General features: G+C 70.7%; 13 protein-coding genes and 1 pseudogene. 7 read left to right on the top strand and 7 right to left on the bottom strand.

The features are described 5' to 3' along the window. Positions 1–8 precede the first annotated feature (8 nt). From JKP75_RS09315 to JKP75_RS09295, 5 genes are read left to right on the top strand one after another with little or no spacing between them, the layout of a single operon-like run. The gene (locus JKP75_RS09315; protein WP_200491660.1) at positions 9–1,919 is read left to right on the top strand and encodes a type IV secretory system conjugative DNA transfer family protein; all 1,911 of its coding nucleotides are present in this window, start codon (positions 9–11) and stop codon (positions 1,917–1,919) included. Further along, positions 1,916–2,473, top strand: a complete 558-nt coding sequence (locus JKP75_RS09310; protein WP_200491661.1) for a hypothetical protein — start codon at positions 1,916–1,918, stop codon at positions 2,471–2,473. Before JKP75_RS09315 ends, JKP75_RS09310 begins: the two co-directional genes overlap by 4 nt. Next, on the top strand, positions 2,473–3,033 hold the full coding sequence (locus JKP75_RS09305) for a hypothetical protein (RefSeq protein WP_200491662.1): 561 nt from the start codon (positions 2,473–2,475) through the stop codon (positions 3,031–3,033). The genes JKP75_RS09310 and JKP75_RS09305 overlap by 1 nt, the downstream gene beginning before the upstream one ends. 16 nt (positions 3,034–3,049) lie before the next feature. Beyond that, positions 3,050–3,346: a hypothetical protein gene (locus JKP75_RS09300; RefSeq protein ID WP_200491663.1), complete on the top strand. Its 297-nt coding sequence runs from the start codon at positions 3,050–3,052 to the stop codon at positions 3,344–3,346. 3 nt (positions 3,347–3,349) lie between these two features. Continuing rightward, on the top strand, positions 3,350–4,666 hold the full coding sequence (locus JKP75_RS09295) for a hypothetical protein (RefSeq protein ID WP_200491664.1): 1,317 nt from the start codon (positions 3,350–3,352) through the stop codon (positions 4,664–4,666). Between the two features lie 840 nt (positions 4,667–5,506). Here the strand turns inward: JKP75_RS09295 and JKP75_RS23820 are convergent. The 4 genes and pseudogenes from JKP75_RS23820 to JKP75_RS09280 form a co-directional block, all read right to left on the bottom strand. Continuing rightward, the gene (locus tag JKP75_RS23820) at positions 5,507–6,133 is read right to left on the bottom strand and encodes a TIGR02391 family protein (RefSeq protein WP_200493000.1); all 627 of its coding nucleotides are present in this window, start codon (positions 6,131–6,133) and stop codon (positions 5,507–5,509) included. Positions 6,134–6,669: 536 nt separating this feature from the next. Beyond that, positions 6,670–11,901: a MobF family relaxase gene (gene mobF, locus JKP75_RS09285; RefSeq protein WP_304504659.1), complete on the bottom strand. Its 5,232-nt coding sequence runs from the start codon at positions 11,899–11,901 to the stop codon at positions 6,670–6,672. A gap of 79 nt (positions 11,902–11,980) precedes the next feature. Then, positions 11,981–12,163, bottom strand: a pseudogene (locus tag JKP75_RS21065) (relaxase domain-containing protein); the annotation flags it as partial. 527 nt (positions 12,164–12,690) lie between these two features. After that, on the bottom strand, positions 12,691–13,839 hold the full coding sequence (locus tag JKP75_RS09280; protein ID WP_200491667.1) for a hypothetical protein: 1,149 nt from the start codon (positions 13,837–13,839) through the stop codon (positions 12,691–12,693). A 217-nt stretch (positions 13,840–14,056) separates the two neighbouring features. Here JKP75_RS09280 and JKP75_RS09275 point away from each other — a divergent pair, with 217 nt between their 5' ends. Together JKP75_RS09275 and JKP75_RS09270 are read left to right on the top strand one after the other, a co-directional pair. Then, on the top strand, positions 14,057–14,203 hold the full coding sequence (locus JKP75_RS09275; RefSeq protein ID WP_200491668.1) for a hypothetical protein: 147 nt from the start codon (positions 14,057–14,059) through the stop codon (positions 14,201–14,203). A 186-nt stretch (positions 14,204–14,389) separates the two neighbouring features. After that, positions 14,390–16,021, top strand: a complete 1,632-nt coding sequence (locus JKP75_RS09270) for a hypothetical protein (protein ID WP_200491669.1) — start codon at positions 14,390–14,392, stop codon at positions 16,019–16,021. A 110-nt stretch (positions 16,022–16,131) separates the two neighbouring features. Here JKP75_RS09270 and JKP75_RS09265 read toward each other — a convergent pair whose 3' ends face one another. The 3 genes from JKP75_RS09265 to JKP75_RS23815 form a co-directional block, all read right to left on the bottom strand. Continuing rightward, positions 16,132–19,752, bottom strand: a complete 3,621-nt coding sequence (locus tag JKP75_RS09265; protein WP_200491670.1) for an NACHT domain-containing NTPase — start codon at positions 19,750–19,752, stop codon at positions 16,132–16,134. Positions 19,753–19,895: 143 nt separating this feature from the next. Continuing rightward, entirely contained in the window at positions 19,896–21,131 is a 1,236-nt protein-coding gene (locus JKP75_RS09260) for a hypothetical protein (RefSeq protein WP_200491671.1), read from the bottom strand. Then, positions 21,128–23,104: a DUF4209 domain-containing protein gene (locus tag JKP75_RS23815; protein WP_200491672.1), complete on the bottom strand. Its 1,977-nt coding sequence runs from the start codon at positions 23,102–23,104 to the stop codon at positions 21,128–21,130. The genes JKP75_RS09260 and JKP75_RS23815 overlap by 4 nt, the downstream gene beginning before the upstream one ends. Between the last annotated feature and the right edge of the window lie 384 nt (positions 23,105–23,488).

The raw sequence follows: 23,488 nt of genomic DNA, 5'->3' as shown, positions 1-23,488 counted from the left end.
GGTCGGCGATGAACGCCGGCCGGTCGCGGCCCGACGTCGGCCCCGCCAGCTGGGAGATCCCGCTCGCCGCCACCCTGGTGTGGGTGACGGCCGCCGCGCTCCTGCTGCCGGCCGGCCGCGCAGCCGCGGCACTGCTGGCCGGCGGCGGCTGGGTGTGGCCGCACGGGTCGGCCGCCCTGGTCACCTCCGTCGCTGGCCTGCTCACCGCCGATCCCACCGCCGGGCTGGACGCCGTCCAGGCGGCGGCGCTACCGCCGCCCGCGGTTGTGTACACCGTCATCGCCGGGTCCCTCGCACTCTTCCTGGCCGCCAGCGGGGGAGCGGCCTGGGCCGGGCACCGATGGCTGACCGGGCGGTCGGGCATGGCCACCCGCAGCCAGGTCGCCGACGTGCTCGGCAGCGGTCGGCTGCGTCGGGTCGGACCCGTCGTCCGCCCTGATCTGGCTCCGGCTCGCCGGTCCAGACCTCGCCGCGTCGTGAACACGGACGTGGGATGGCGGCTGGGCCACGCCACCGTCCCCGCCGCCGGGCAGCTGTGGGTGCCCTTCGATCGCACGACCGGCGTCTACGGCCCGCAGGGGTCCGGCAAGACCCTCGACCTGCTCGCCCCCGCTCTGCTCGACGCTCCCGGCGCGGCGCTGGTCACTCTGACCAAGGCCGAGGACCTGCTGCTCACCCTCGACGCCCGCGCGGCCGGCGACCGCCCGGTCGCCGTGCTCGACCCCTTCGGCGCGGTTCCTGGACTGCCGGAGCTGGTGTGGGACCCCGTCGCCGGCTGCGTGGATCCCATGACGGCCGAGCGCCGCGCCAAGGCCTTCACCGCCGGCACCGTTCCGGGTGCGGTCACCGGCGGCGCCACCGACTCGGCGGCCCGCTTCTACGCCTTCGAAGCCGCCAAGGTGCTTCAGGGCTACCTGCACGCCGCCGCGCTGACCGGCCGCACGATCGAGGACGTCCTGGAGTGGGCCGCGCACCCCCAGGCGGCCACCCAGCCGGCCGACGTCCTGCGCGCCCATCCGCACGCCGCGCCGTTCTGGGACGGGCTGCTGCACGGTGCCCTGCACGGCGACCCGCGCACCGCCGGGAACACCGCCACCACGGTGCAGCAGGCGCTGACCCTGTTCTTCCAGGCCGACATCCGCCGCCGGTGCACTCCCGCGCCCGGCCGGCCGGCCACGGACATCGCCGCGCTGCTCGCCGCCGGCGGCACCGTCTACCTGCTCGGCCGCGAGGATCCCTACGCCTCGGCGGCCCCGCTGATGACGGCTCTGTCCGAGCACGTCCTCGACACCGCCCTGCAGCTGGCAGGCGCCGCCCCGACCGGGCGGCTGTGCCCGCCGCTGCTGGCCTGCCTGGACGAGCTGCCCTCCACCGCGCCGCTGCCCACTCTGCGCACCCGTATGGCCAACGACCGGGCCCTCGGGATCAGCTTCCTCTACGCCGCGCAGACGTGGCGGCAGCTGGTGCTCATCTACGGCGAGGACGAGGCCCGCGCCCTGTTCGGGCTCACCAACGTGCTCGTCGTCTTCGGCGGCGGCAAGGACGGCGGCTTCTACCGCGAACTCTCCGAGCTGCTGGGCAGCACCCGGGTCCGGCGCACCTCCTACAGCTACCGGGGCACCGGATGGTCCCGATCCACCCACGGCGAAACCGTGCCCGTGCTGCGCCCGGAGGAAATACGCCAGCTTCCGCCCGGCCGGGCCCTCGTGGTCGCAGAGAACGCCCCACCGCTGATCGCCGGGCTGACCCGCTGCCTCACCGGACGTCGCGGCGAGCATCTGCTGGCCGCGCAGGCCTCGGCCCGCGATCGCGTCGCCGCTGCTCGCGAGCACACCGCCAGTGTGGTCGAGCGCACTGGCCGCGCGCACGCCGCGGCCGCCCGCGCGGGTCTCACCCCGGTCGAGCGGGGCCTGCGATGACCGCCTCCCACGTGGCCGTGCCGTTCCCGCTGCCGCCGCGGGAGATCCGCCGGGCCATCGAGCAGCTCCGGCAGGCCGAGGACGCCGGCCTCGACCCCGCCGGCCTACGGCTGCTGGACCGGCCCTGGGACCCGGCGACCTGCTCGGCTCATGTACGCACCCGGCTGTGGCCGTGGCTGGACGACGTCGCCGCCTGGCTCAACCACAGCTACGCCTGGCAGACCACCCAGGCGATCCCCTCCTGCTGGCCCGCCCATCCCCATCTCGTGCACGAACTCGCGGTCCTAGCCTGCCTGCGTGCCACCGCCGCCGACGCGGCGGCTCCCCACGCGCTGGAGGAGTGGCACCGCTACGCGCTGCCCGCCTTCCACGCCCGCCTGGCCGAGCGGCTCGGCATCGGCTGTCCACCCGGCCGGCACACCGACTGGCCCGCCCGCTCCTGGGCCGCCGAATACAACAGCCCGCAGGCGACCGCGGCGCGTCGAGCGTTATTCGACGGCGACCTCGGCGCCACCCCGACCGGCCACACCCCCGAAGCGGCAGGAGGCAAGTGATGCCCAGCGCCTTCCGGTCCGACCGCGGCGACTGGGTGTCGCTGCTCGCCGGCGTGCGGATCAGCCGCGCCTGGATGGTCCGGCACACCCCACACCTGCTCGCCGCCTGGTGCGACGCCGCGACCGACGAGGGCCGTCGCGCGATTGCCACGCGCATCCTGCAGATCGCCGCCGACCTGGAGAGCGAACCAGGGCACGGCGACGACGACGCAGCCACCGACCCGGCCTGGCGGCAGCTCGTGGCCGTCATCGACGCCCGCCTCGTTCGCGGCCCGGACTGGCTGCCGCTGGCCGCCGCGCTCGCCCGCGCCGCGACCGCCGGCTACGACGTCGCCGCCCGGCTGCCTGCGCTGGCCGCCGCCGCTCCGCTGCCCGACCGGCACCCCGCTCGCGAGCTGCACTGGCGGCTGCTCGACGACTGCGCCGCCGCCCTTCCGACGCGCGCTGCCACCGGTCACCGCTCCTCGACCACACACAGCCCGGTCGGTCCTCCACAGATGTCCCGCAACACCCCCGCCGCCGACCGCGGCGACGCAAGCGTCGACAGAACCAACCCCTGAGGAGAGGACGTGCCTCATGACCGTCGACACGGTCAGCGACCCCCTCGGCTACGCCGCCTCCCTGCTCGACGCCGTCGGCGCCGACCGGGAGCAAGTGCCTGCCGACATCGCCCTGGAGTGCCTCTACGCCGCCGAGCTCCTCGAGCTCGCCGGCGGACGCACCGAACCGGTCCCGCTGATCGACGGCGACCCCGCCGCCAGCATCCGCGCAGCCATGGGCGCACTCGGCCTCCTCGACGAGCACACCTTCGCCAGCACACCGGTCCTCGACGCCGCGCGCGCCGCCCGCCACGCCTTGCGACGGCTGGGCTGAACGGTGGTCACCACCCTGCGGCAGCTGCTCGACGACCTCACCGACCGAGCCGGTGCCCGCCCGGCGGTGGCGGCCATCGAGGACGTCAGCGGAGCACTGGCCCACCTCGGCCGGGCGCTGTCCGGGCTTGCCGAGGACGGGCTCACCCCCGGCGACAGCCACCGGCAGCGCAACGTCACCGCGCTCGCTGCCGCCTGCACGACCGCCGGCCGGCTGTGGCCGCACAGCGGCGGGCCGCTCACCGATCTCGCCGGCGCCGCCGCCGACCTCATCGGCCTCGACCGGTCGGTCATGGGCCGCTCCCACCGCTGGGCGGCCACCGTCGAGGTGGCCGAGGTCGCTGACCACTGCGCACGGCTCGGTCGCCGTCTGCTGCCGGAGGCGGCAGCTCCGGAGCTGGACGTCGTCCGCCAGTTGGCCGTCACCATCGAGCGTGACGCGCAGGCCGATCCGCCCACCGGCGCGGATTCCGTGGTGCTCGACCGTCTGGTTCCCCTGCCAGGACCGCCGTCCGGAGAGGCCGAGGTGACCGTCCTGGACGCCGCCGCCGGCCTCCTGGCCGCGCTCGACCGAGCACAGCGAGCCGACGACCTGACACTGCGGGACTTCCGTGCCGCCGTCGCCGCCGCCGAGCTCACCAGTCGCTACGCCGCCGTCGCGGCGGGCATGACCGGAAGGGACGCCGGACCGCTGCTGGTCGCCGGGCTCGCCTGGCAACACGCCGGCCGCGCCAGCATGGTCTTCCACGACGGACGCCGAGGAGCCCACGACGACCGCGGAGGCGTCGTCGCGTCGTCGCAGGCGCTCGTCCGCGCCTTGCGCAACGAGGTCGGCGCGCCCGCCGACATAGGGGAGCAGCACGACCGCAGGACTGCCGCGGACGCGGCAGCAGCGGTCCAGCAGGTCGCGAGCCACATGCCGGTTCTCGCCGACCACCTCACCATGGCGGTCGAGCGCTGGTCCCGCACCGGCCAGCTGTTCGCGAACGCCCGAGACCTGCCACGCATGGAGGCCATGCCCCAGGACCGGATCGAGGCGGTGATCGCAGGACGACACGTGCGGGCCAGCGGCGCCGACCTTGACGGTCTTCGGCAGGTCGTCGGTCGGGCCGCTGATCTGTCGACCGGACTGGCCGACGTGCTGCACCGAGCGGCCGGCACAGGGCCACGGGCGCAACAGCACCGAACCGACCGGCGCGACCGAGGAACGAAGGTGCCGGGCAACGCCGAGCGCGTGCTCAGTCGTGCTCACGCCGTCGACCGCGAGAGCGAGGGCATCCGGGTGCTCCACGCACCGCGACAGATCCCGCCGTCCCGATAGTCGATCCCTATGCGACCGAGCTCCCGCCCAGCGTCACAGCGAGCTGGTCTCGCCCTTACGGCCAGCGCGTTGTGGGTGCACCTTCCCTTGGCGTCACCCTCTCGTGCCGGCGCCCGCTCACCCCTCGACGACGAAACTGTCAGTGGTGGCCACTAGCTTCGATCGTCCGGCCACAACCCCTACATCTGGTAGCTACGTACAGTCCAAGAGCTAGATGTAGTGCTGGTTTGAGCGTGTCGCGCCCAACTTGTCGTGTCCGCGTGTTCCTCTAGTTACAGACAGCACAAAGCCCCGGAAGGTCCGGGGTGGGACCAGTCCGGGGCCTCGCGAGTCCTCTGGGCAGGAGGAAATCACGACGCTACAAGTCGTCGAGTTCGGCGCGGCCAGCGCCACGCTCGGGCGGACGGACCAGAAGCTGTCGGGAAGGAGACGACCGTGCCCCCTCGCCGTGTCGTGCGGACCACCAAGGTCGTCCGTGTGCCCGTCAAGGTGACTCGAACCGTCACCATCACGGTCAAGCCCCGCTGACTCGTCGCGCCTCGTCGCGATTGAGCAGCTGAAGTTGGCCTGACGCCTCCGCCGCCGGCCTGTTGGCCGGGGGCGTCAGCGCCTACCCCTCCCCACGGCCGTCCCTGTTGGAGGACACCATGGCAGCGAAGAACAAGACCAGCGCTAAGGCCGCCAAGGCGGCGTCCAAGGTGCTGCGTGACGGACGCACGTCGAAGGCTTCCAAGACAGCCGCCGGTAGCGCTCTGTCCCAGACCCCGGCCAAGCGCAAGGGGAAGTAGCAACTGCGGCGCGGGAGTCGGTTGACGCTGCCTCCCGCGCCGCGGCCCGGGCTCAGATCCGGCGGTCGACCGTCACTCGATCGAGGCGGCGGTGCAGGTACGACAGCATCGAAAACAGGTCTAGGGCATCGGCCTCGCTGACCGCCCACTCGGTGCGCGGAGCATGCGCCGTTGGATTGCGGAACGTTCCGAACACGCCCCGCAACACGTTGGCGAAGCCGCTGTGTTCGCTCACCTCACTAGAGGTTCGGTGAGCGTTGATGCGAATGACGGGATTGGCCTTGGCGAAGCAGGCGTTGACCAGATGAGCGCCGTCGAGCACGCTGCCGCTGATCTGACGCAGTCGTTCGGCCAGGCCTTTGGTCGCCTCGAACACGGCATGGAAGACCGAGCGTCGCAGCAGCTCCTCTTGGCAATAGGCAAGAACCTGCGGGTGCACGCCCCGGCGGTTCATCTCGCCGCGCAGCCGACCGGCCAACTCAGCAACCTCGTCGAGCGTCCGAGCCTGCTTGGCGGTGGTTGGCTTGCCTTGGTCGGTGATGCGAAGTCCGACCATCGACAGGACCTCGTTGACGCCCTGCTGCAGAGCTTCGAAGCGTCCGGGGTCCGCGATGTAGCGAGCGGGGTCGAGCGCAGCAACCACGAAGGTCAGGAGGCGATGGCTCGACTGGTCAGCCACCTGCCGATTGACGAGTGCCGCTGAGAGCCGATGCCGCTTGGTCCCCGTAGGGAAGGGGTCTTGGATGCGGACGCTATCGAGCAAGCGGGCGATTTCCCAACCCTTAAGCCCCGGCCACTCTGTCGATGCCAGTACAGCACTCAGCGAGTCGATTACGCCTTCAGACCAAGGAGGCCTTCTCGTCGGTGCCACGGGTGCGGACGGTACTTCGGCGCCGCGACAACTTCCGCGCCTCAACAGAGGCCGAGGTACTCCTCAGCTAGGTGATCGGCGAACCCGCGGCGCAGCGCGGCGGCGCGGGCTGGGAGCAGATCGCCCTATTCCCCGGTGTACTTGAGACTTCGCGTGGGACTCCACCACCGAGGGCATCGCCGAGCGACTGGTCGCCGACGCCACAGCCGCCGCTCGAGCTTGGCTGGCGGGCGCGCCCCTCCACTGACCCGTCCCTACGCCCCGGCCTGCGGGCCGGAGCGCCGCCTCAATACGGTTCCCGCCCTGCAGTCGGGTTCGACCTCTGATGTTCCTTCAGGGACCGACTATCGGGCGAGATGCAGGTCGGGAGAGTTGGCTCTCGGCGGCTGTCCCGTATGGGCAGCCCGCGGAGGATCCTCGGTTGGGGGCATCGAGCGGGACGCCCGTGGGGGATCAGCCGTGGCTCTGCTAAGCGCCGAGGTGTTCGAGTCGGCGTCGAGCACGGCCCTGTGGACGGTGCCGGGTGGCACGCCAAGTGCCTCGGTGACCCGATCGATGTGCGCCAGCCACCGGCAGGGTGGCAGGGCAACGATGATCGCGCCGGCCTCGCGCAGTGCCGCATGAATGTCCAAAACGCTCCGCCTGCACAAAGCCAGCGTCACGCGGGCGTCGAGCAGGATGTCGGCGAGGCTGCATGAGGAGTCGATGGCCGTCCGCAGCCCGGTGGCGCCGTCGCGGTGGACGAGGTCGGCGGGATCGAGCCCCTCGGGTAGGGCGAGGCGGCGCGGGGCGTCACCGCGGCTGGTGAGTTGCCAGTAGATGCGCTCGGCGGCGCGCTGCCCGGCGAGGTCGTTGTCGGTGGCCACGAGGATGCCGGGACCGTCGGTGCGGATGTAGCGGCCGAGGAGGTCGGCTTGCCGGTCGGTGAGGGCGGTGCCGAGAGTGGCAACGCCGACGGTCCGCCCGGCACCGGCCAGGGTGAGGGCGATGGCGTCCAGTGGTCCCTCGACGAGAGCCGGGGTGGCTCCAGCGGCGAGCGTGGATCGGGTTTCGTGGAGCCCGAACAGGTGCTCGCCCTTGCGGTACAGGTCGGTACCCGGGGTGTTGAGGTATTTGGGTCCGGCGCGTCCGTCGTCGGCTGCGGTGGGGTGGCGGCGGGCGATGAAGCCGACGATCGCGCCATCGAGGTCGTGGATGGAAAAGGTGAGCCGGTCGCGGAACCGGTCGATCAGCGCGCCGGTGCGGGCGCGCTGGGCGAGGCCCGCGGTGACCAGTTCGGTATCGGTGGCGCCGAGGCCACGCAGGTGGTCGACGAGCGCCGTCCAGCCGGCCGAGGCGTAGCCGGGGGTGAAGCAAGCATCGGCGGTGAGGTCGGTGCCCAGCCGGTCGCGCAGGTAGCCCGGCGCCCAGGAGTCGGGGTAGTGGTCGGTGAAGAAGGCGGCGGTCTGGGTGTTGAGCTCGATGAGCCGATCGCGGCCGACCACGGCGGTGGCCCAGAAGTGCTGCTCGAGCAGGTAGTCCGCGTCGTCGGCGGCCTCGACCGCGCCGGTCAGGGTGAACGGGTCCGGCGTGAGGTACCGCGGCGGCGACGCCGGGGGATGGGTGTCGTAGTCAGGGTCGAACGGCGCGTCCTCGTCGCCGGGCGGCACGTCCGCCGGGTCGGCGGCGGTGGTTGGCGCGGGCACGGTCGGCAGCAGGTGCGCGTCGTCGGGTGGCTGCAGATCGGCCGGCAGCGGTTCGGGGTGCTGCGCGGGGGTTGGGTCGGTGAGGGCGGCGACCCGGAAGACGAGCGCTTCGGCCAGCCCGGTCACGTCGCCGGTCACCGCGGGTGGCAGCCCGGCGAATGCGGCGGTGAGCAGGTCGGCGGGGGACCAGCCGGTGCGGATGCCGTTGGCGACCGCGGCGACCAGCGCCGGCCATGCGGGGTCGGCCAGCACGCGTTCGGCCTGTTCGACGGGCAGCCGGCCCAGCAGGGTGGCGCACCAGTCCGGGCGCGGTCCGGCCGAGCCCGCCGCGGGCACGGTGGCCGGAGCGACGTGGGGCGACAGCCGCCACCACAGGGCCGCGGCGGGCAGGTCGTCGGGCAGCGGACGCCGTGCGGCGACGGCGGCGAGCATGCCGGCGGCATCGAGACCGGCGCGGTCGGCGGCGGCCAGCCGGTCGGCGAGGACCGGCCAGTGCTCGTCGCGTCGGATGCGGGGGTCGATGCCGTCGGCCAGCGCTGCCCACACCGAGCTGTCCCGGGCGGGAGCGGCGGCGGTCACCGCCTCGTCGAGTCGCGTCTGGGATCGGCGTTCCGCAGCCGGCCGCCGGGGCGGTCCGGTGGGGCGCCGGTCGCTGTCGGGAACGGCGAGTGCTGCGCGCCAGACGGCGAGGTCGGCCCGCAGTGCCTCGTGGTCCGGGCCCAGCAGTCGCTGAGCCCAGGTCGGTGCGGTGGCCGCGGTCATCTCGACGACGGCGGAGGCAACACGGGCCGCGCAGGTAGTGACGTGATCCGCGCGGGCGGCCAGGTAGGGACCCCACCGCGGATCGTCGGCCAGGGCCGCCGGGATGCCGGGCAGCCACGGCAGCGGGCCAGCGGGGCCGGACACGGGCAGCCGGTGGTCGAGGACGGCAGCCGGGTCACTCGCCGTCTCCAGTTCCCGCGCTTCGACCGTCGTCCTCAAGACGGCGACAGGGTCGGCACCGGTGAGCGCGAGCAGCGCCAGGTGCCCGCGCAGCGCCGGCCACGCCGGCGCGCTGGTCAGCCCCGGGTGCAGGCGCTCGGCGGCGTTCTCCAGTTCTTCTGCAGTCGCGGCACCCAGGCGGTGGTCGGCGGCGACGCGCAGCGCGTCGGCGTACCGGGTGGCGGCGGAGTGCAATTGCTCGGCCGGGTCGGCCAGCGCCCGGCGGGCGCCGGCCGCGGAGGTCTGGGCGCCGTCGCGGGCCAGCATGCCGGCCAGCAGGTCGGTGGCGGTGGGCGGGGACACGGCGGCGGGGGTGACGATGCTGTGCGGATCGCCGTCGCCGACGGTGGTCAGGTACAGGTGGTTGGCGGCGCGCCCGCGGGAGAGCGCGACGTAGAGCAGCTGCCGGGACTCGCCGCCGGTGAGCACGGTGTGGCAGACGTCGGCGGTGACGCCCTGGGCGCCGTGCACCGTGGTCGCGTAGCCGAGCTGCACGTGCTCGGCGACGTAGCCCGCCGGCAGGGTGATCCGCCGTCCGGTGCTGGTGTGGACGACGTCGAGGGCGCCGTCCCGGCCGACGGCCCGGACGGTGAAACGGTCACCGTTCTTCACCCACTCGGTGGCGGTGATCGGCAGCCGCCGGTTGTTGGCGCGGGTGATGACCGGGTCCCCGGCCCCGGCGCGGGTGCCGTCGGCCAGCTCGACCTCCGCGCCCGGGGAGGAGGCAACGCGGGCCAGCCGTTCGGCCCGCGCCCGCTGGTTCAGCTGTGTGACCAGGTCCCGGGTGGCGGCCAGCAGCAGTGCGTCCAGACCGCGGGCGGCGTCGGCGGCCCAGGCGGTGTAGGCATGCTCGGCGCAGGCAGCCAGGTCCCCGACGTGCACGCGGCCGGAGTCCAGGTAGAAGCCCAGCCCGAGGGTGTCGCCGTCCCGGACGGCGACGGTGGCCGCGGCCTCGGCCGGGTCGGTGAAGCGCACCAACTGGGTCAGGGTGACCGCGCCGTGGGTGGCGGCGATCTCCGCCAGCACGCCGCCGGCGGCGACCGAGGTCAGCTGCTGGTGATCGCCGACCAGCCGCACCGATCCACCCCGCCCCAGGACGTACTCGACGGCGCGCGCCAGCTCGCGGGTGCCGGCCATGCCGGCCTCATCGACGACCACCAGCGTGGTCGGCCCGATGCCGGCCACCCAGTCGGGTGCCTGCCCGGCGTCGAGGCACCAAATGAGCTTGGCCAGCGTGTCGCACGGAGCCCTCACGGAGTCGCGCAGTCCGGCGGTGGCCACGGCGGAGGGCGCCAGGCCGAGCACCGTTCCGCCGCCGGCGGTCCAGGCGCGGGCCAGGGTCGCCAGCGCGGTCGTCTTGCCCGCGCCGGCCGGGGCGAGGGCCAGTTGCACCCGGGCGCCGCTGCCCGCGAGCTCGCGCACCAACTGCGCCTGGCCTGGATTGAGCTCGGCGCCGTTGGCGGTGGCTTCCAGCAGCGCCAGCTCCACCGTGGCCGGATCGGCACGTCGTCCGTCGCGGCGGCCGGCGGCTCCCAGGAGCAGCGCCTCGGCGTCCAGCACCGCCTCGTTGGTGTAGAGCCGGGCACCGGCGACGGTGTAGACGCTGGCCCCGTCCGAGCGGCGCATCTCCGCCGGCTCGACCACCGGATCCGACTCACCCAGCGGAACGGACAGGGCGGGGGAGAGCACCCCCTCGGTGACCCGGGTGACCGCGGCGTCCACGTCGTCCGGTGCCAGGGCGGCGGCCCGCACCACCCGCTCGGCCTCGGCGCGCACGTGCCAGACCTGCCAGGTGGCCCGCGCAGCAGAGACGGTGTCCAGCACCCGGACGGCGGCCGACCGGACCCAGGCCTCGGTGATCCCCGGGTGCGGGGATCCGCGCGCGCCCAGTACGCGGCCGAGCATCCGGATGATGCGGTCGGTGCCGCCGAGGACGGCGGCGGCCTCCCGCTGCCATGTGGCCCGCTGCTCGGCGAGCGAGCGAGGCTCGTGCTTGGGGCCGCGGGTCTCCAACGTCGCCTGCTGCGCCAGCGCGATCGCCTCCACCGCCGTGGGCGGCCGGCCGTGGTCGCGCTGGAAACCGTCGGCCAGCACCGCGCGGCGGACGTCGATGTCCTGACGCCGCGACGACCACGCCGTCAGGAGTCCCTCTTCCATGCCGGTGATCTCGCGCACCGTCCGCCGTCCCGGGGTGGGCCCAGGCCGGTCGGCGAACCGGAGCCCCAAGTGGGTGACCAGGTGCGCCTCCAGCCGGGTGTCGTAGCGCTCGGAGGCGGCGACGGCGGCCTTGTGCAGCACCCGCCCGTCCAGCGCCCGCCAGAGCCCGTCGCGGGTCTGCACTCTGTTGCTCACCGCCACGTGGCTGTGCAGATCGGGATCGCCGGCGCGGGAGTCGCGGTGAGTGAACACCGCGGCGATCAACCCGGTGGTCTCCACCTGTCGCACCCCGTCGGTGCCCAGCCGGGTAAAGCACGCGTTCTCCTCCAGCCAGGCCAGGGCGTCGGCGACCGCGGCGGCGTGGGCGGCCTCGATCTGCTCGGCCACCGCCCGCGGGGCCAGTGCCCACAACGCCGATACGGATTTGACGGGGGAGAAGGTGAGGTCGTAGCCGGCCACCGCCGTCGTCGCCGGCCGCGAGACCCGGGCAAGCAACCCTGAGAGCTCGCGGGCATCGTGCGGTGCGCGGCCGTAGGCCTCGGCGAACATGGCCCGGGCCAGGTCGCTGCGAATCCTCGCTCGGTCGTCGTCCGGAACCGGGGCTGTGGCCGGCTGTCCGCGGGCAGTGTTGAAGGCGGCGAACTCCTCCGCGCAGCGGGCTCGGAAGCCGTCGGCTCGAGGAGCGAAGACGTAGAAGGCCCGCCCCAGGGCTCCCACCGCCCGCGCCTCCTGAGGTGCCTGTCCCCGGGCCAGGGCCTCCTTCTCGAGCCGATCGGCGTCGGGATGGCGCCCCTCCCCGAAGAGGCGACTTCATCTGCTCCTCGGTGACGGGCTGACCGGCGCTTACTCCGCCGACCCCGGCCAGGCCGTTGCCGGTCCACCTCCCCGGGGACTCTCCGCGCTGGGAGTAGTAGTCACCCAGGCCGGCGTGACCCCGCTCCGTCGCGTCGAACGCTGCCACCTGCCGCGTCAGGTACGTGTAGCCGTCCCCGGCCGTCAGCTTGTGCAGCGTCATCACGGCCGCGGACCGTAGGAGGGCGGACTCCACTACGGCTGCCGCACTTCTCCAGTAGCCCGGTGCCGCAGAGTCCCGGGCCGGAGCCGCGTCGCTCGCTCAGATGGGCACGCAACGCTGAGCCCTAAGGCGCAACGACGAGCGGTTCGCTCAGGAAACCTCAGCCCAACACCGGAAGGCGCCGTCGGTTCCTGTCCAACCGAGCGCTGACGGGGCCCCGCTGGCCGGAATGCAAGACGTGTGATGCCTCGTGATCTTGGAGTCTCCAGTGCTGCTCGGCCCCGGGATGGTTGCTCCGCATGGGCGGGCAGCGCGCGATGCCCTTGTTGGAGGGTCGGCCCGGGTCTCGAGCACGCGGGGCCCGAGGACGGCCTATGGGACAGCGGCAACAGCAACGGCCCAACCGTCGGTTGCTCGCAGTTGCAGGAGAGTCGCTCGGGTGAGCCGTACACAGATCGCGCAGACGGCACGGGCATCGGACGCGCGCCGCGCGCGGGACAGCCTTGGGTGCTCCAGCATGTGCCTGGTTATTTCGCGCTCAGTCGGTTCTCCACCTCGTAGAGGTAGAACAGTTCGTGCTTGCTCAACTGTCTGCGCGCGTCGTGACGCCTATACGCCGCAGAGGCGGCTCCTTGCGCGGCAACAGCCGCCGTGGGCGCGGCTGCGCCCACAGCTTTGATCACGCCGTTGATCGACGTTAGGTCATCCATGGCCACCCACAAGCCCGTACCGACGAGGCCGCTGGCGTAGGTCTTCAGGTCAAGCAAGAGAGACCGCGACAACTCCCTAACGAGTCCATGCTCGGAGAAGCCCTCCCGTAGATCCCGAAGAGCAGGGTCCACCTCGTTCCGCCACAGGTCCTCGATCTCGACGGCAGACTCCTCGTCGTACGCCCTGTAAGCCAGCTTGCTGGCCATGAGGGACACGCCTCGGCGATAGCGGGCCAGCGGATCGGCGAGATCGGCCCGCAGATCCAAGAGTTCGTCGACCGGAGCTGCAGTGAAGGCAGGGAGTCGGGTCACGAAGCCGCTTCCCACGGCGGCCTCGCCCGCGTGCTTGACCGTCATCTGATGCGGCGTGGCCAGGCCGGCGTCCACTAATCCCCGCACCAGCTTCGCGACACTGTCGTCGAAGAGCAGTCGCACACGCCGGTTCTCCAGCAGCTCAGTGAGCAGCGCGACAAAATTTGCCGCCATTGCTCCTGGTTGCACCGCGTCATTGATCGCAAGTGGTGACACGGTCACCACGCCAGCCCTAATGGCCGGCTGTAGCTCAGACCCACCAGACTGCTCAAGCAGGCGGTCGGCGACCTCCCGAAACATGTCCAAGAGGCCATCGAACTGGCCATCGAAAGCAGCCATCTGATCGAGGACAGCCGGGTCGATCTGCCTTCCACCCGGCAAGCGTCGGACCCAGTCCGGGCCCATCTCAATGGCGAACATGGCCGCAGGAAGGATCTCTCGCCAGTTCTGCGGGAGCCTGCTCACGGTCTCGGCAGGTAGGCGTGCGAGAGCACCGTCCTCAAGGGACATCAACATGGTGAGAAGCCCGTAGCGGTCCCCGTCTGCCAGATCCGCCATGCTCGCCACCAGACCGGCGCCTGGACTGACCACCTCGATCTCGTCGGCGTACAACAGCGCCGCCCTGACGAGCTCGACCTCCTTCGCCAGCGACACCCCATCTGGGCCAGTTGACGGGAAGGTAGCCACGACAATCTTGAGCGGATCTACCGGTGGGCCGCTGGTTCGCCTGCGCGGCGGCCGAGGTCGGTTCGCCCTCGCCGGCCGGCGGCTCGTCTTTTGGACCACGGCTGACATGTTGCCCTGATCAAACGACACATTCGCGTACGGCTGCCGACGATCGCCTCGTACGTCGCCTCGGACGCGACGTCGCGTGGCGCTCCTTCGCCAACGCGACGAGCCCTACTCCGACCCTGGCGCCGACTGGCTGCGCCGCCGGAACGACGAGGCGCACACCCGCCGGCTGGTCTCCCAGCTCGAACGGCTCGGCCACACCGTCATCCTCGGTCCGGCCGTCTGACCCACTGCAGAAGAACTGAAGGACGGGCTGCGCCCGCCCCGCGCTAACGCGGCGCCTGCAACGGACCTGCCGGTCGATCTTGATGTCTCCAGTGCTGCTCGCCCCTGAGGGCTCCCCAGCAACGCCGTGCAGCCAGGAGGGGCACTCGCACTCTGGAGTGTCGGTGCGTCCTGGCACGCTTGAGCTGTGGCTGACTCCGAACGAACGCTCAACCGGTTTGTCCTGCGGGCGCGTCGGATCGAGGCGCATTCGCTGGCGCGCGACCGTCGGTCTCTGTCGGCGTTGAGCGACTTCTCGTTGACCGGCCAACTCCACTTGGACGGCACGATGGAGATGCGTCGGGCCCTGCCGGACGAGGAGGCGTTTGAATCGTTGGCTGCTCGGGTGCGTCCTGTCCTGGTAAAGAGTGAGTCGGTCTTCCAGGCGAATGTGCTGAAGGCGATTCAAGCGGCGGTCGATGTATCTCAATCCGAAGTGCCCGCGGACCTACTTAGACGGCTCGCGGATCTGAAGCGCGACTGGTCGCGTTTCGACCTCGATGGCACCAACGTTCTGCGGTTTGCCGTGCAGTCGTCTAGGGCCGACGGATCGGACGTCACGCCGCAGGTGTCTGACACTCAGTTGGCTGCTGCTTGGCTTTACGGCGACTTGGTCCACGTGGATACGCGTGGCAGTAAGAGTGACGGGCTACTTTTCCCGATAAAGGAGCGATATTCGGCCGCGGTTACATACTTCGCTCATGCGGCGGTGCTCTGCTTGATGACGCTGGACTTGGTGTTGGCGCTGCACAGACTTGGCGTAATCGCTCTTGATGCCGAGTCCGTCGAGCGCGAAGTCGTTGTCGGCGTGGGCGAACTGGTCGAGCGAGGTGCGGCCTACCTCGGTCCGGTCGGTTCGCCGATGCCAGATCTTGACATCGCGTTGGCAGAACTCCCTGAGGGGTTTCAGGCTTTCACGGTCACGGAACTTTTGCGCCAGTCGCCAGCGAACCGGGTCCGGGTGGAGTGTCGCGCGGCGGACGGCTCGAGCGTCTGCGACTACGAGGCTGCAGTGTCTCGACGTGGAGAGAGCGAAGGCCGACTGCACTGGGCGGCGCTTGTAGCGGGCAGCGTGACGTTCACGGTGTCCTTCGGCCTTAGGGGCGATCGGGTGACGGATGCTCGCTTCGAGGGCATCGAATGGCACGGCACGACGAATCGAATGAAGCTCGCCGAGGCGGTATTCGAGCAAGAATTGACCATGAGCGAAGAGGTCGTCTTCTTTGTCGGTGGCGAGAAGTTCTTTGTTCTCAGGGTCTCCGGGCTGGGGGCCAAAGATGCAGCGTCCATCGATGTGGCCGTCGACAGTCTCTATGACCTTGTCGTAATCGAAAACATCACTCGTCAGGCGCTGCAACCATTGAGTGGCATGTACAGCGGTTCTGATCGAGCTCTTCTACGTCGTACGCGTTTGCTCTGGGAGGGCGAGGTCGTTCCGTTCCGATTGAGTCCCCTGACGGCGACGGCACCGGCAGGTGTGGTTCCGAAAGCGATCGTGATGCCGGCAACCACCTTGACGATCGCCGGCACCGAGTTTCCTGTGCCGACCACGTTGATCCGTCACCCGCTAATGGTCCCCGAGTCGATCACGCGGACTCCCGAAAGCGATCCGCCGACGGATCAGATAACGATGGTCATTCCAGTGGAGGAACCATTCTTGGCTTGGGCACCCGAAAAGCGCACGATCAACGGGGACGACGACCTGCCCGAACCGACCCCGTGGGACCTATCCCATTTTGACGACCAGGTCTTCCTCGGCGGACGTAAGGACAGCGCCTGACGGTAGAACCATGCAGGCCTTGCGGGCGTCGATGGACGGGATCGTCCACGTCTGGGGGACGGAGTCGACCCGATCGTTAGGCGAACCCTGCAGGAGTCGACTGCGCTGGCCTACAGGGCGCCCGGCCGGGGACGGCTTCCCCAGTCGCAACTGTGACAGTCCTCGGCGTGGGGGTCGTTGCGTTGCGCGCACCAGCGGCATGACCAGTACGCGGGCGGGGGCACATCGGCTTCATCGAGGGAGGCGGCGCCGGCGGCGATCCGGATGGTTGCGTCCGCGTCCCGCAACGCCTGCGATCTCAGCACCTCCAACTGCGGGTCGTGTTCGTCGTCCTGCGACACGGCAGCCGCTGCTCGTCGGAGGGCAGGATCCTCGGTCTCGAAGAAGCTGTGCGCGCGGACGGCGGGTTCTGCGCTGAGGATGCAGCACAGCACGGCCACGAGGAACCGACGATCGGGGGGGACCTCTGGCACCAGGGCGGCAACCTCATCGTCGAGCCCAGGGAAGCGGGTGTCCCACAGGAGCCGGGCGGCTGATTCTGCGATCCAGTCTGAATGAGCCGCCAGCAGCTCGACGACCTCGGAGGGCTCAACAGGGTCGATCCGTCCGAAGTTCAGTTCAACGCCCCGTTCCGGCCACGCTGAGGCCATCTCGAAGGGCAAGGCGACCTGGTCGTCGGCTCCGTCTTCTTCCAGGGCGGCCCGGGCCTGAGCGGCCAGAAGCGATAGATCGAAGTCGGCGGCGAGCGCCATCGTGCGTATCCAGAGTGCCCGCGTCGACTCGGAATCCAGCCGCACTGCGGCGCGGAAATCGGGGATGCTCACCGAATCGTCATCGAGCAGCGCGATGAAGTCGCACAGGTCGGGCAGGCGCCACCGCTGAGCAGCGGTCAAGGCCACTTCGTCCTCAGCCAAGTCTGCGATGGCCGCGAGAAGGATCCGGGAGCCGTCTCGGTAATCGTCGCTGGCCTGTTGGATGAGCGCGAACGTCTCGGGCGACAGGGTTGGGAGCTTGAGGTCGTGGCCGTGGGCACGCATCGCGGCGGAGATGGCGATGGCATCGCGGTGTGAAGCCCTGGGCGCGAGGGCGGTGATCAGCTCCACCGCTCGACCGTCCAGTTCACCGAGCCGGGCCGCGGCGCGTGCTGCCCCCTGTCCCAGGCCCGCGAGCAGGCCTACCGACTGCCCGATCACCAGTCGACGGCGTGACGGATGCTGCAGCTCGACCTTCGGGGGGAGGGGGACGGCGAGCATCCGGAGCACGTCATCGCGCTCGTATGGCGTCAGCGGCCGGTGGCTGGTGTCCGCAGCTGTGAGAACCGCGATTCCGCGAGCGACGAGGTGCTGATCTTGGCTCACCGGCAGTGCCGCGAGGGCCTCAGCGCGCCGGGGCTCGAGGGAGGCCGGAAGCGGGAGCCGCGCGATCTCCAAGGCCCAGGGCCACACTGGTCCATCGCGCCGCAGCCGCCGCTCATCGAGCTTGGCTATCAGCTGCTTGGCCGTCGGCTTGTCAGTCGCCAACCCGGTGGTCTGGGGACCGGGGGTCGGAGGGGCGGTCGTCGCAGCGATCTGGGCCGCGTGGGCGAGCAGGTCCAGCAGTTGTGCGGCTTGGTCGACTGTCAGGGAAGCGCCGCTGTGGAGCGCCGCCGCGGCGAGGCGGCTACGTACATCGCTATCGCTTCCGGGCTTGAGTAGCTCGCTGATGATTCGCTGATCGAGCTGCACGGCCAGCAATAGTGCGGTGTGGCGGTCGGGGTCGGCCACGGCCGCCGACGTCCAGTTGGCGAGCTCGTCCGGAGGCATCGTGGGGCAGTACATGGCTGCCCCGATCTCGGCGAACACACGGCTGCGGGGGACCACATGGCCAGTGGGATCGGCTACGAAGACACCGACGTGGTCATCCCAGAAGCGCCGAACGAGGTCGGCGACCTCCGCGGCCGGCTCGGGGGCCAGCCCCCAGCGCGTCGCCATGGCCGAGGTGACGGCGGAGTCGACGTCTGCGATTGAGGCATTTGTTTGGTGGCTGAGCAGGAAGCCGATCGTCTCGAAGCCGATGAGCAGCTGACGGTCGCTTGGGCCGGGTGGCGTCCCCTCGGGTAGCAGCGGGCGGCGTCGCTCCCATCGGCTGACCGTCTGCGTGACTGCTCGGTGCAACACCTGAGCGGTGTGCTCGGGCGGGGCGGCGTCGCTGCTGTCTGCAAAGACCAGTGTGATCAGCACGGACAGCAGGGGAACGGTCCCCAGATCCTCGTGTGCTCGGCGGATGTCGCGGACCCGCCGTGCTCGCTCGGCCACCCAACCGTCCCGGTCCGCCTTGGGCACGCGGACCTCGGCGACGTGGCGCAGCAGCCGGTCTAGCACCGCGTCGAGGTTCCGTGGCGTCGTCAGACGGACGGCATCCAGGGCGAGCCGGCCCGCGGGCGTCATGCCGCTGGGGCGGGTGGTCAGCAGCACGCCCGTCTCGGTAGGCAGCGCAGACAGAACCTGCTTGAGGCCGTCGGCGACGAGGGCCCGACGGTCGAGGCACTCGTCCAACCCGTCGAGTAGCAGAACCGCCTCGCCGCGAGCGATCGACTCCTGCATTGCCTCGATGAGGTCGGCCTGCTCACTGGCCGGGGCCCGCGACGCTGCCGTCTCACACAGTCGCGCCAGGGTGACGTCCGAGGGGGCCTGACAGGTCCGGACGAAATCGCGCAGCCGGACCAGGATCGGCAGGGGTGCTGCGCGTTCCGTCGCCCATCGAGCGGCCAGCTGGGTCATCGCGGCGCTCTTGCCCACGCCCGGCAGACCCTCGATGAGCAACCGCGGCCGACGTCGGGCGAGGGGCAGTAGGGACACCTTCTGACGGTCCCGATCAGAGTCCTCGACCGTGACCTGCAGATGATCGGCGAGATCGCCGATGATCAGTGGCTCGAGGTCGTCGGCGAGCAGCGTGAGGTCCACTCGCCCGGATTCGGCCGAGAGCGAGACCCGGTAGCGCTCGACGGCAACTTGTCGGGCGCGGATGGCCGCGGCCGCAGCCCCGCGACGGTCGGCGTAGACCTGGACACCGAGGTCTACGAGATGGTCCACCCAGGTCTCTACGTCTCCGGAGTAGGCCGAACCGGCGTGAGTGTGTAGGTGCGCCTCCAGGTGAGACAGGGCAGTGACCCCGGAGCCGGCGGGCACCACCGTCCCCTCGAGCAGGCTGGAGGCGACGTCGTGTTGGGGCCGCCCGGGCTGGTCGGCATCGACGATCAGGACTGCGGCAGCGTCGAGGACCCGGTCTTGCTTCTCCTTCGGTACGTCGATCATGCGCTTCCGTAGCGCGGACAGAGCCTCCTGCTCCTTGACGGGGAAGACGGAGGTCGGGGCGGTACGCCGACGGCTCAGGGCCTTGCCGAGGTGGTGGACGATGCCTTTCGGCTCCGCCGTGGCCAACACCAGGCGGTCGCCTGGCTGAAGATCGTCAACCTGGGCCAGCCATTGCTCCACGGTGTCCTGCAGTTGGCTGTCATTGCCGCATGCGCGCTTGGCCGAGATGAACAGCCGGGATTCATCGGACAGCGTGCAGAGGAGGTCGTCCGTCGCGTGGGAAGTCTCGAACGCCAAGGCCACCGGCGTGGGGTTTCCGGGACCCGGATCGGCTGCCGCAACAGGGCGGCTGGCAAGGCCATGGGCGGCGAGGTAGACGGCGACGCCGCGACGGTGGACGCTGCCGGCCTCGTTCGCCTGGCCCGACCGGCTGGGCATGCCTGCCACCCTCCGCTTCCACTGGTTCTGCTGCCCGAGGGCTCCACAGTAGGGCAGCGGCGATCGCGGACCCGGACGCGCTGGCGACCCGTGGGCAGGTCAAGGGGCATGTCCGACTCGAAGCGACAACCTGGTTTCCCCCGTCAGTCCTGCCAGAGCTGCGCCAGCGGCGCCAGTCCCGCGGTCTGGAGGTCGCTCTCGAGCCACGACCGCTCGCCGGCGTATCCCGCGGCCCACACTTGGAGTTGCTCGTCGACGTCTGCCTGTAGGGGGATGATCACCGTCTCGCGCACCAGGTGCGGGCAGACGGTGCGCCGCAGCCCGGTTCCTTCGCTCGCAACAACGGTGACGTCCTCGATGGTCGGGTCGGTGGCTCCGGGTGCCACGGCCAGCCCGGAGGACACCACCACCCCAGCCACGTGTGACGCATCGGGAAAAGCCGCACGGAAGGCGACGCTCAAGAGTTGGATGCGGTCGGGCCACGGTCGCTGCTGCCAGTCGGTGAACTGGAACAGTCCGTCGAGCGCATCGACACGGATCCAGATCGAGGGCCAGCCGCTGGTCTGCCGGATCTTCCCTCCTACAGAGCGGGCGAGGCGGTACCAACGGTCGCCATGCATGGGCGCGCCCAGGAAGGTTGTGCCGTCGGTGGGCGGCTCGGACACCACCTGAATCGTTCCGGCCGGGGTGCGGAGTGTCTGACCCGTGCCGCCTCGTGACACGAGCACTGCGGCGGCGTCGACCTCGCGAAGCCACGCGCCGGTCGCGGCGGCGTCGAGATGGCCGGTGAGGTGGGTGATGGTGACGACTCCGTGGCGTTGCTCGATGGCGAGCAGCGCGTCCACGAGGTGATCTTCGTAGGCATGGTGGTCGCGGTCGGGGTCGGAACGGAACAGTGATGTTGTCTCCACGACCAGCGGCATCCGCCCGTCGGCTGTGTTGAAGACGACGTCGGCGCGGCGGTCGCTGTCGGGGGTGGGCGGCTCGAAGCCCGCTCGCCAACCGGTCGCGGTCGCAAGGCGCCCCACTTCCAGCTGCAGGAGCAGGTGTCGCCAGGCTTGCTGGTCCAGGCCGCGCTTGAGCTCGGCGCGCACCCGCGCGAATGATGGCTCGGCCGTGGCGGCGGCCAGTCGTAGTCCCAGGCTGAGGAACTGCGGTAGCGCGCCAGCATGAAACGCGAACAGGCGCAGCTCGGGCGGCAGCCCGCCATACGCGGCTTGCTGGCGACGGAGCCAGGAGGGCCCGAGCAGGGCCTCGAGATCCGCCAGGACCGCATGCACGGCCCGGCGGCCGTGGAGGGTAAGCCCGCCGGCTTGCGTGATTGCCCTGAGCTCTGCCCAACCGCTGATGGAATCGGCTTCGCGCCCTGGATGGGTCATGCGGACGAGGTGGGTCCGCTCGATCCGTCGAGGAGGCGGCTTCGTAGTCGGGCGCGCCGGCCCTCGACCGCGCTGTGCAGCCTCAATCCAGCGGTGGCGATCTTGACCAAGATGGTGTCGGCGATGTGCGCAGCGCCGGTGAGGGGCCGTAGCTGCGGAAGGACATCGACGTGGCGGCCAAGGTCGTCGGCGATGGGGCTGGCGGTGATGAGCACGGCCGCGGCGCGCAGGACGAGCGCGGTGTAGGTGGGAGTGAGCTCGGTGACGAAACCGTGCGCGACTTCGTTGCGGATGTTCGCCCCGAGTGGGCCGAGGAGGAGCCAGCGCAGGAACCAGGCCCAGTCCTCGTCGAGAGCGAGCTTTTCGAGTTCGGTCAGCAACACATAGAGGCCGGGGTAGCCCCCGGGGCTCTTGTCGACCTGAACGCGGTAGATCCCTTCGTCCAGCTCGCGGAGCAGTGCGCGCGCGGCGGCCTCGATCTTGGGGATCAGGACGCAGACGGCGGCCTCGTAGTCGCCGGCCCAGAAGTAGATGAAGCCCTTGGCGAGGCTGCGGGCGAGGCGGGGGTCGGCGGCGCCGACGTTGATCAGCAGGCCGGTCAGCTCGTCCAGGTCGGGCGTGCCGAACCTCTCCGAGATCCGGTGCAGGGCGATCGCTAGCAGCTGACCGTGGTTCTCGGCGGCGACGCGCCCGGCGAAAGCCATGTCGTGGCGGTCCTGCTCGGCCTCGGAGGAGAAGGTGGCTTGGGGCAGTCCGTTGCCGTAGATCGTGGTCGAGAAGAGCCGGCCGAGGCTGCCACGTCGTTCGACGGCGTACTCCCGAAGGCTGCTAACGCTGCCTGACGGAGCATTCGGGCTGAGCAGGAACACGGCGATGCCCCTCCGCCAGTCGGAGCCTCGCGTGAACTCATCGAGGTAGGACTCCGGGACCCAGTTGGGCAGGCTGCTGCTGGCGCTGATGCGCTGCATCCCGAGCTCTTCGGGCCGGATGGCCTGCATCTTGGCGGCGATGTCGCGCGCGTGGTTCGTCATGCCGCGCGTGGTCGCGGTGCGGGCAGCCGCTTCCAGGCGGTGCATCCGCACCGCAGCGTTCGGGGAGGCATCGGCGTCGCGCAGGTAGCCGGCGAGTTCGTCCCCGTCGATCGCGGCCAGGTCGCCGGCGGTGGCTGCACCGCCCGCGACCTTGCGTCGCATGGACGCGACCTCCGAGGCGAGGTCGGCGCGCGACACCACGGAGGCAAGGGTGGTGAGAACCGTGTTGGCGTGGTCACGGAGGGACGTGGTCTGCGTGGCGTCCAGGGGCTTCTCACACAGAGCCGCCACGAGCGGAAACAGGACGCCGGGACGATTCTTGCCGTCACCGGCCACGAGAGAGTCGACGCGTCGTTCGATCTCGTCGAGTACCTCTCCCTCAACTTCGGCAGCTTTGACCAGCCGGCAGAGGGTCCATGCCCGCACCAGGTAGGTGGTGGTGTCCATGTCGTCGGCGCGGTCGCCGACGGCGTCGAGGTAGGCGCGCCCCGCACGCCGGGCGTGACCACCGACATTCCCAACACGGCGCAGAAACAGCAGATCGCTGAGGCGGGCGAGCGCGGCCGGTGCAGTGACCTCCTCTGCGAGTGCTTCCCACAGGGCGACGTCGTCGGCACCCACGTCCCTGATGGAGGGAAGGCCAAGGCCGCCGCCGACGGCGAGGTCGGTGCCAGGTCGTCCCCGCAGCTCGAGGTTGAGGGGCCGGGCGGCGAGCTGCCCGAGGACCCGAACACACTCCTCGCTCAGCGGTGAGGTGAACTCCTTGACGGCCTTCTCGATGGCCCCCCATCCCTCCCAACCCTCGATCAGGTCGGTGAACGCGGCGTCGAGGACGCGTGCAGCGTGGGGTACGTCCGTGGCTGCAAACGTGTAGGGCAGGGGAGCGGCCGGAGGTGGATCGTCATCGGAGGTGGCGCCCTCGTCGGGACTCTCGTGGCCCACCTCCGCGGACCCGGTTGTGCCCTCGCCGACCGTCGAGGGAAGGTCGGCTCCAGGAGGTACGTCCGGCCGTGGCATTGGGAGGGATGTTGATTCCTCGTCGGGGTCGGACGCACTCACCCCGTCATGTTCCCAGCGCGTGGGAGGGACGTCATGCGGGTTGCGCGGGTCGAGCAAGGTCCAGCCGGCTGGGGGAATCACTGACAAGTGCCCGAGGGGGATTGGAAACCACCGTTACGCCGGACCGGCGAGTCACCTCCGACACGGAGCTGGCGTCTTGGCCCCATCACCCACTGCTCGCAGACGGCGGCTATAACTCAACGCTGGCGTAGGTGGTCATTGGCGACCCGGCATGGAACCGGGCTGGTTGCACTCGTGGTTGCAGTT

Source organism: Blastococcus sp. TML/M2B (genome assembly GCF_016612865.1).
Lineage (GTDB): Bacteria > Actinomycetota > Actinomycetes > Mycobacteriales > Geodermatophilaceae > Blastococcus.
Note: the sequence above shows the minus strand (reverse complement) of the source record. Positions and strands in the feature narration are given on the sequence as shown.

Excerpts from the sequence above, each read along its gene's own strand:
- JKP75_RS09265 (WP_200491670.1), bottom strand. The coding sequence starts at position 19,752 with ATGCCCAGCCGGTCGGGCCAGGCGAACGAGGCCGGCAGCGTCCACCGT.
- JKP75_RS09300 (WP_200491663.1), top strand. The coding sequence starts at position 3,050 with ATGACCGTCGACACGGTCAGCGACCCCCTCGGCTACGCCGCCTCCCTG.
- JKP75_RS09310 (WP_200491661.1), top strand. The coding sequence starts at position 1,916 with ATGACCGCCTCCCACGTGGCCGTGCCGTTCCCGCTGCCGCCGCGGGAG.
- JKP75_RS09315 (WP_200491660.1), top strand. The coding sequence starts at position 9 with ATGAACGCCGGCCGGTCGCGGCCCGACGTCGGCCCCGCCAGCTGGGAG.
- JKP75_RS09260 (WP_200491671.1), bottom strand. The coding sequence starts at position 21,131 with ATGACCCATCCAGGGCGCGAAGCCGATTCCATCAGCGGTTGGGCAGAG.
- JKP75_RS09305 (WP_200491662.1), top strand. The coding sequence starts at position 2,473 with ATGCCCAGCGCCTTCCGGTCCGACCGCGGCGACTGGGTGTCGCTGCTC.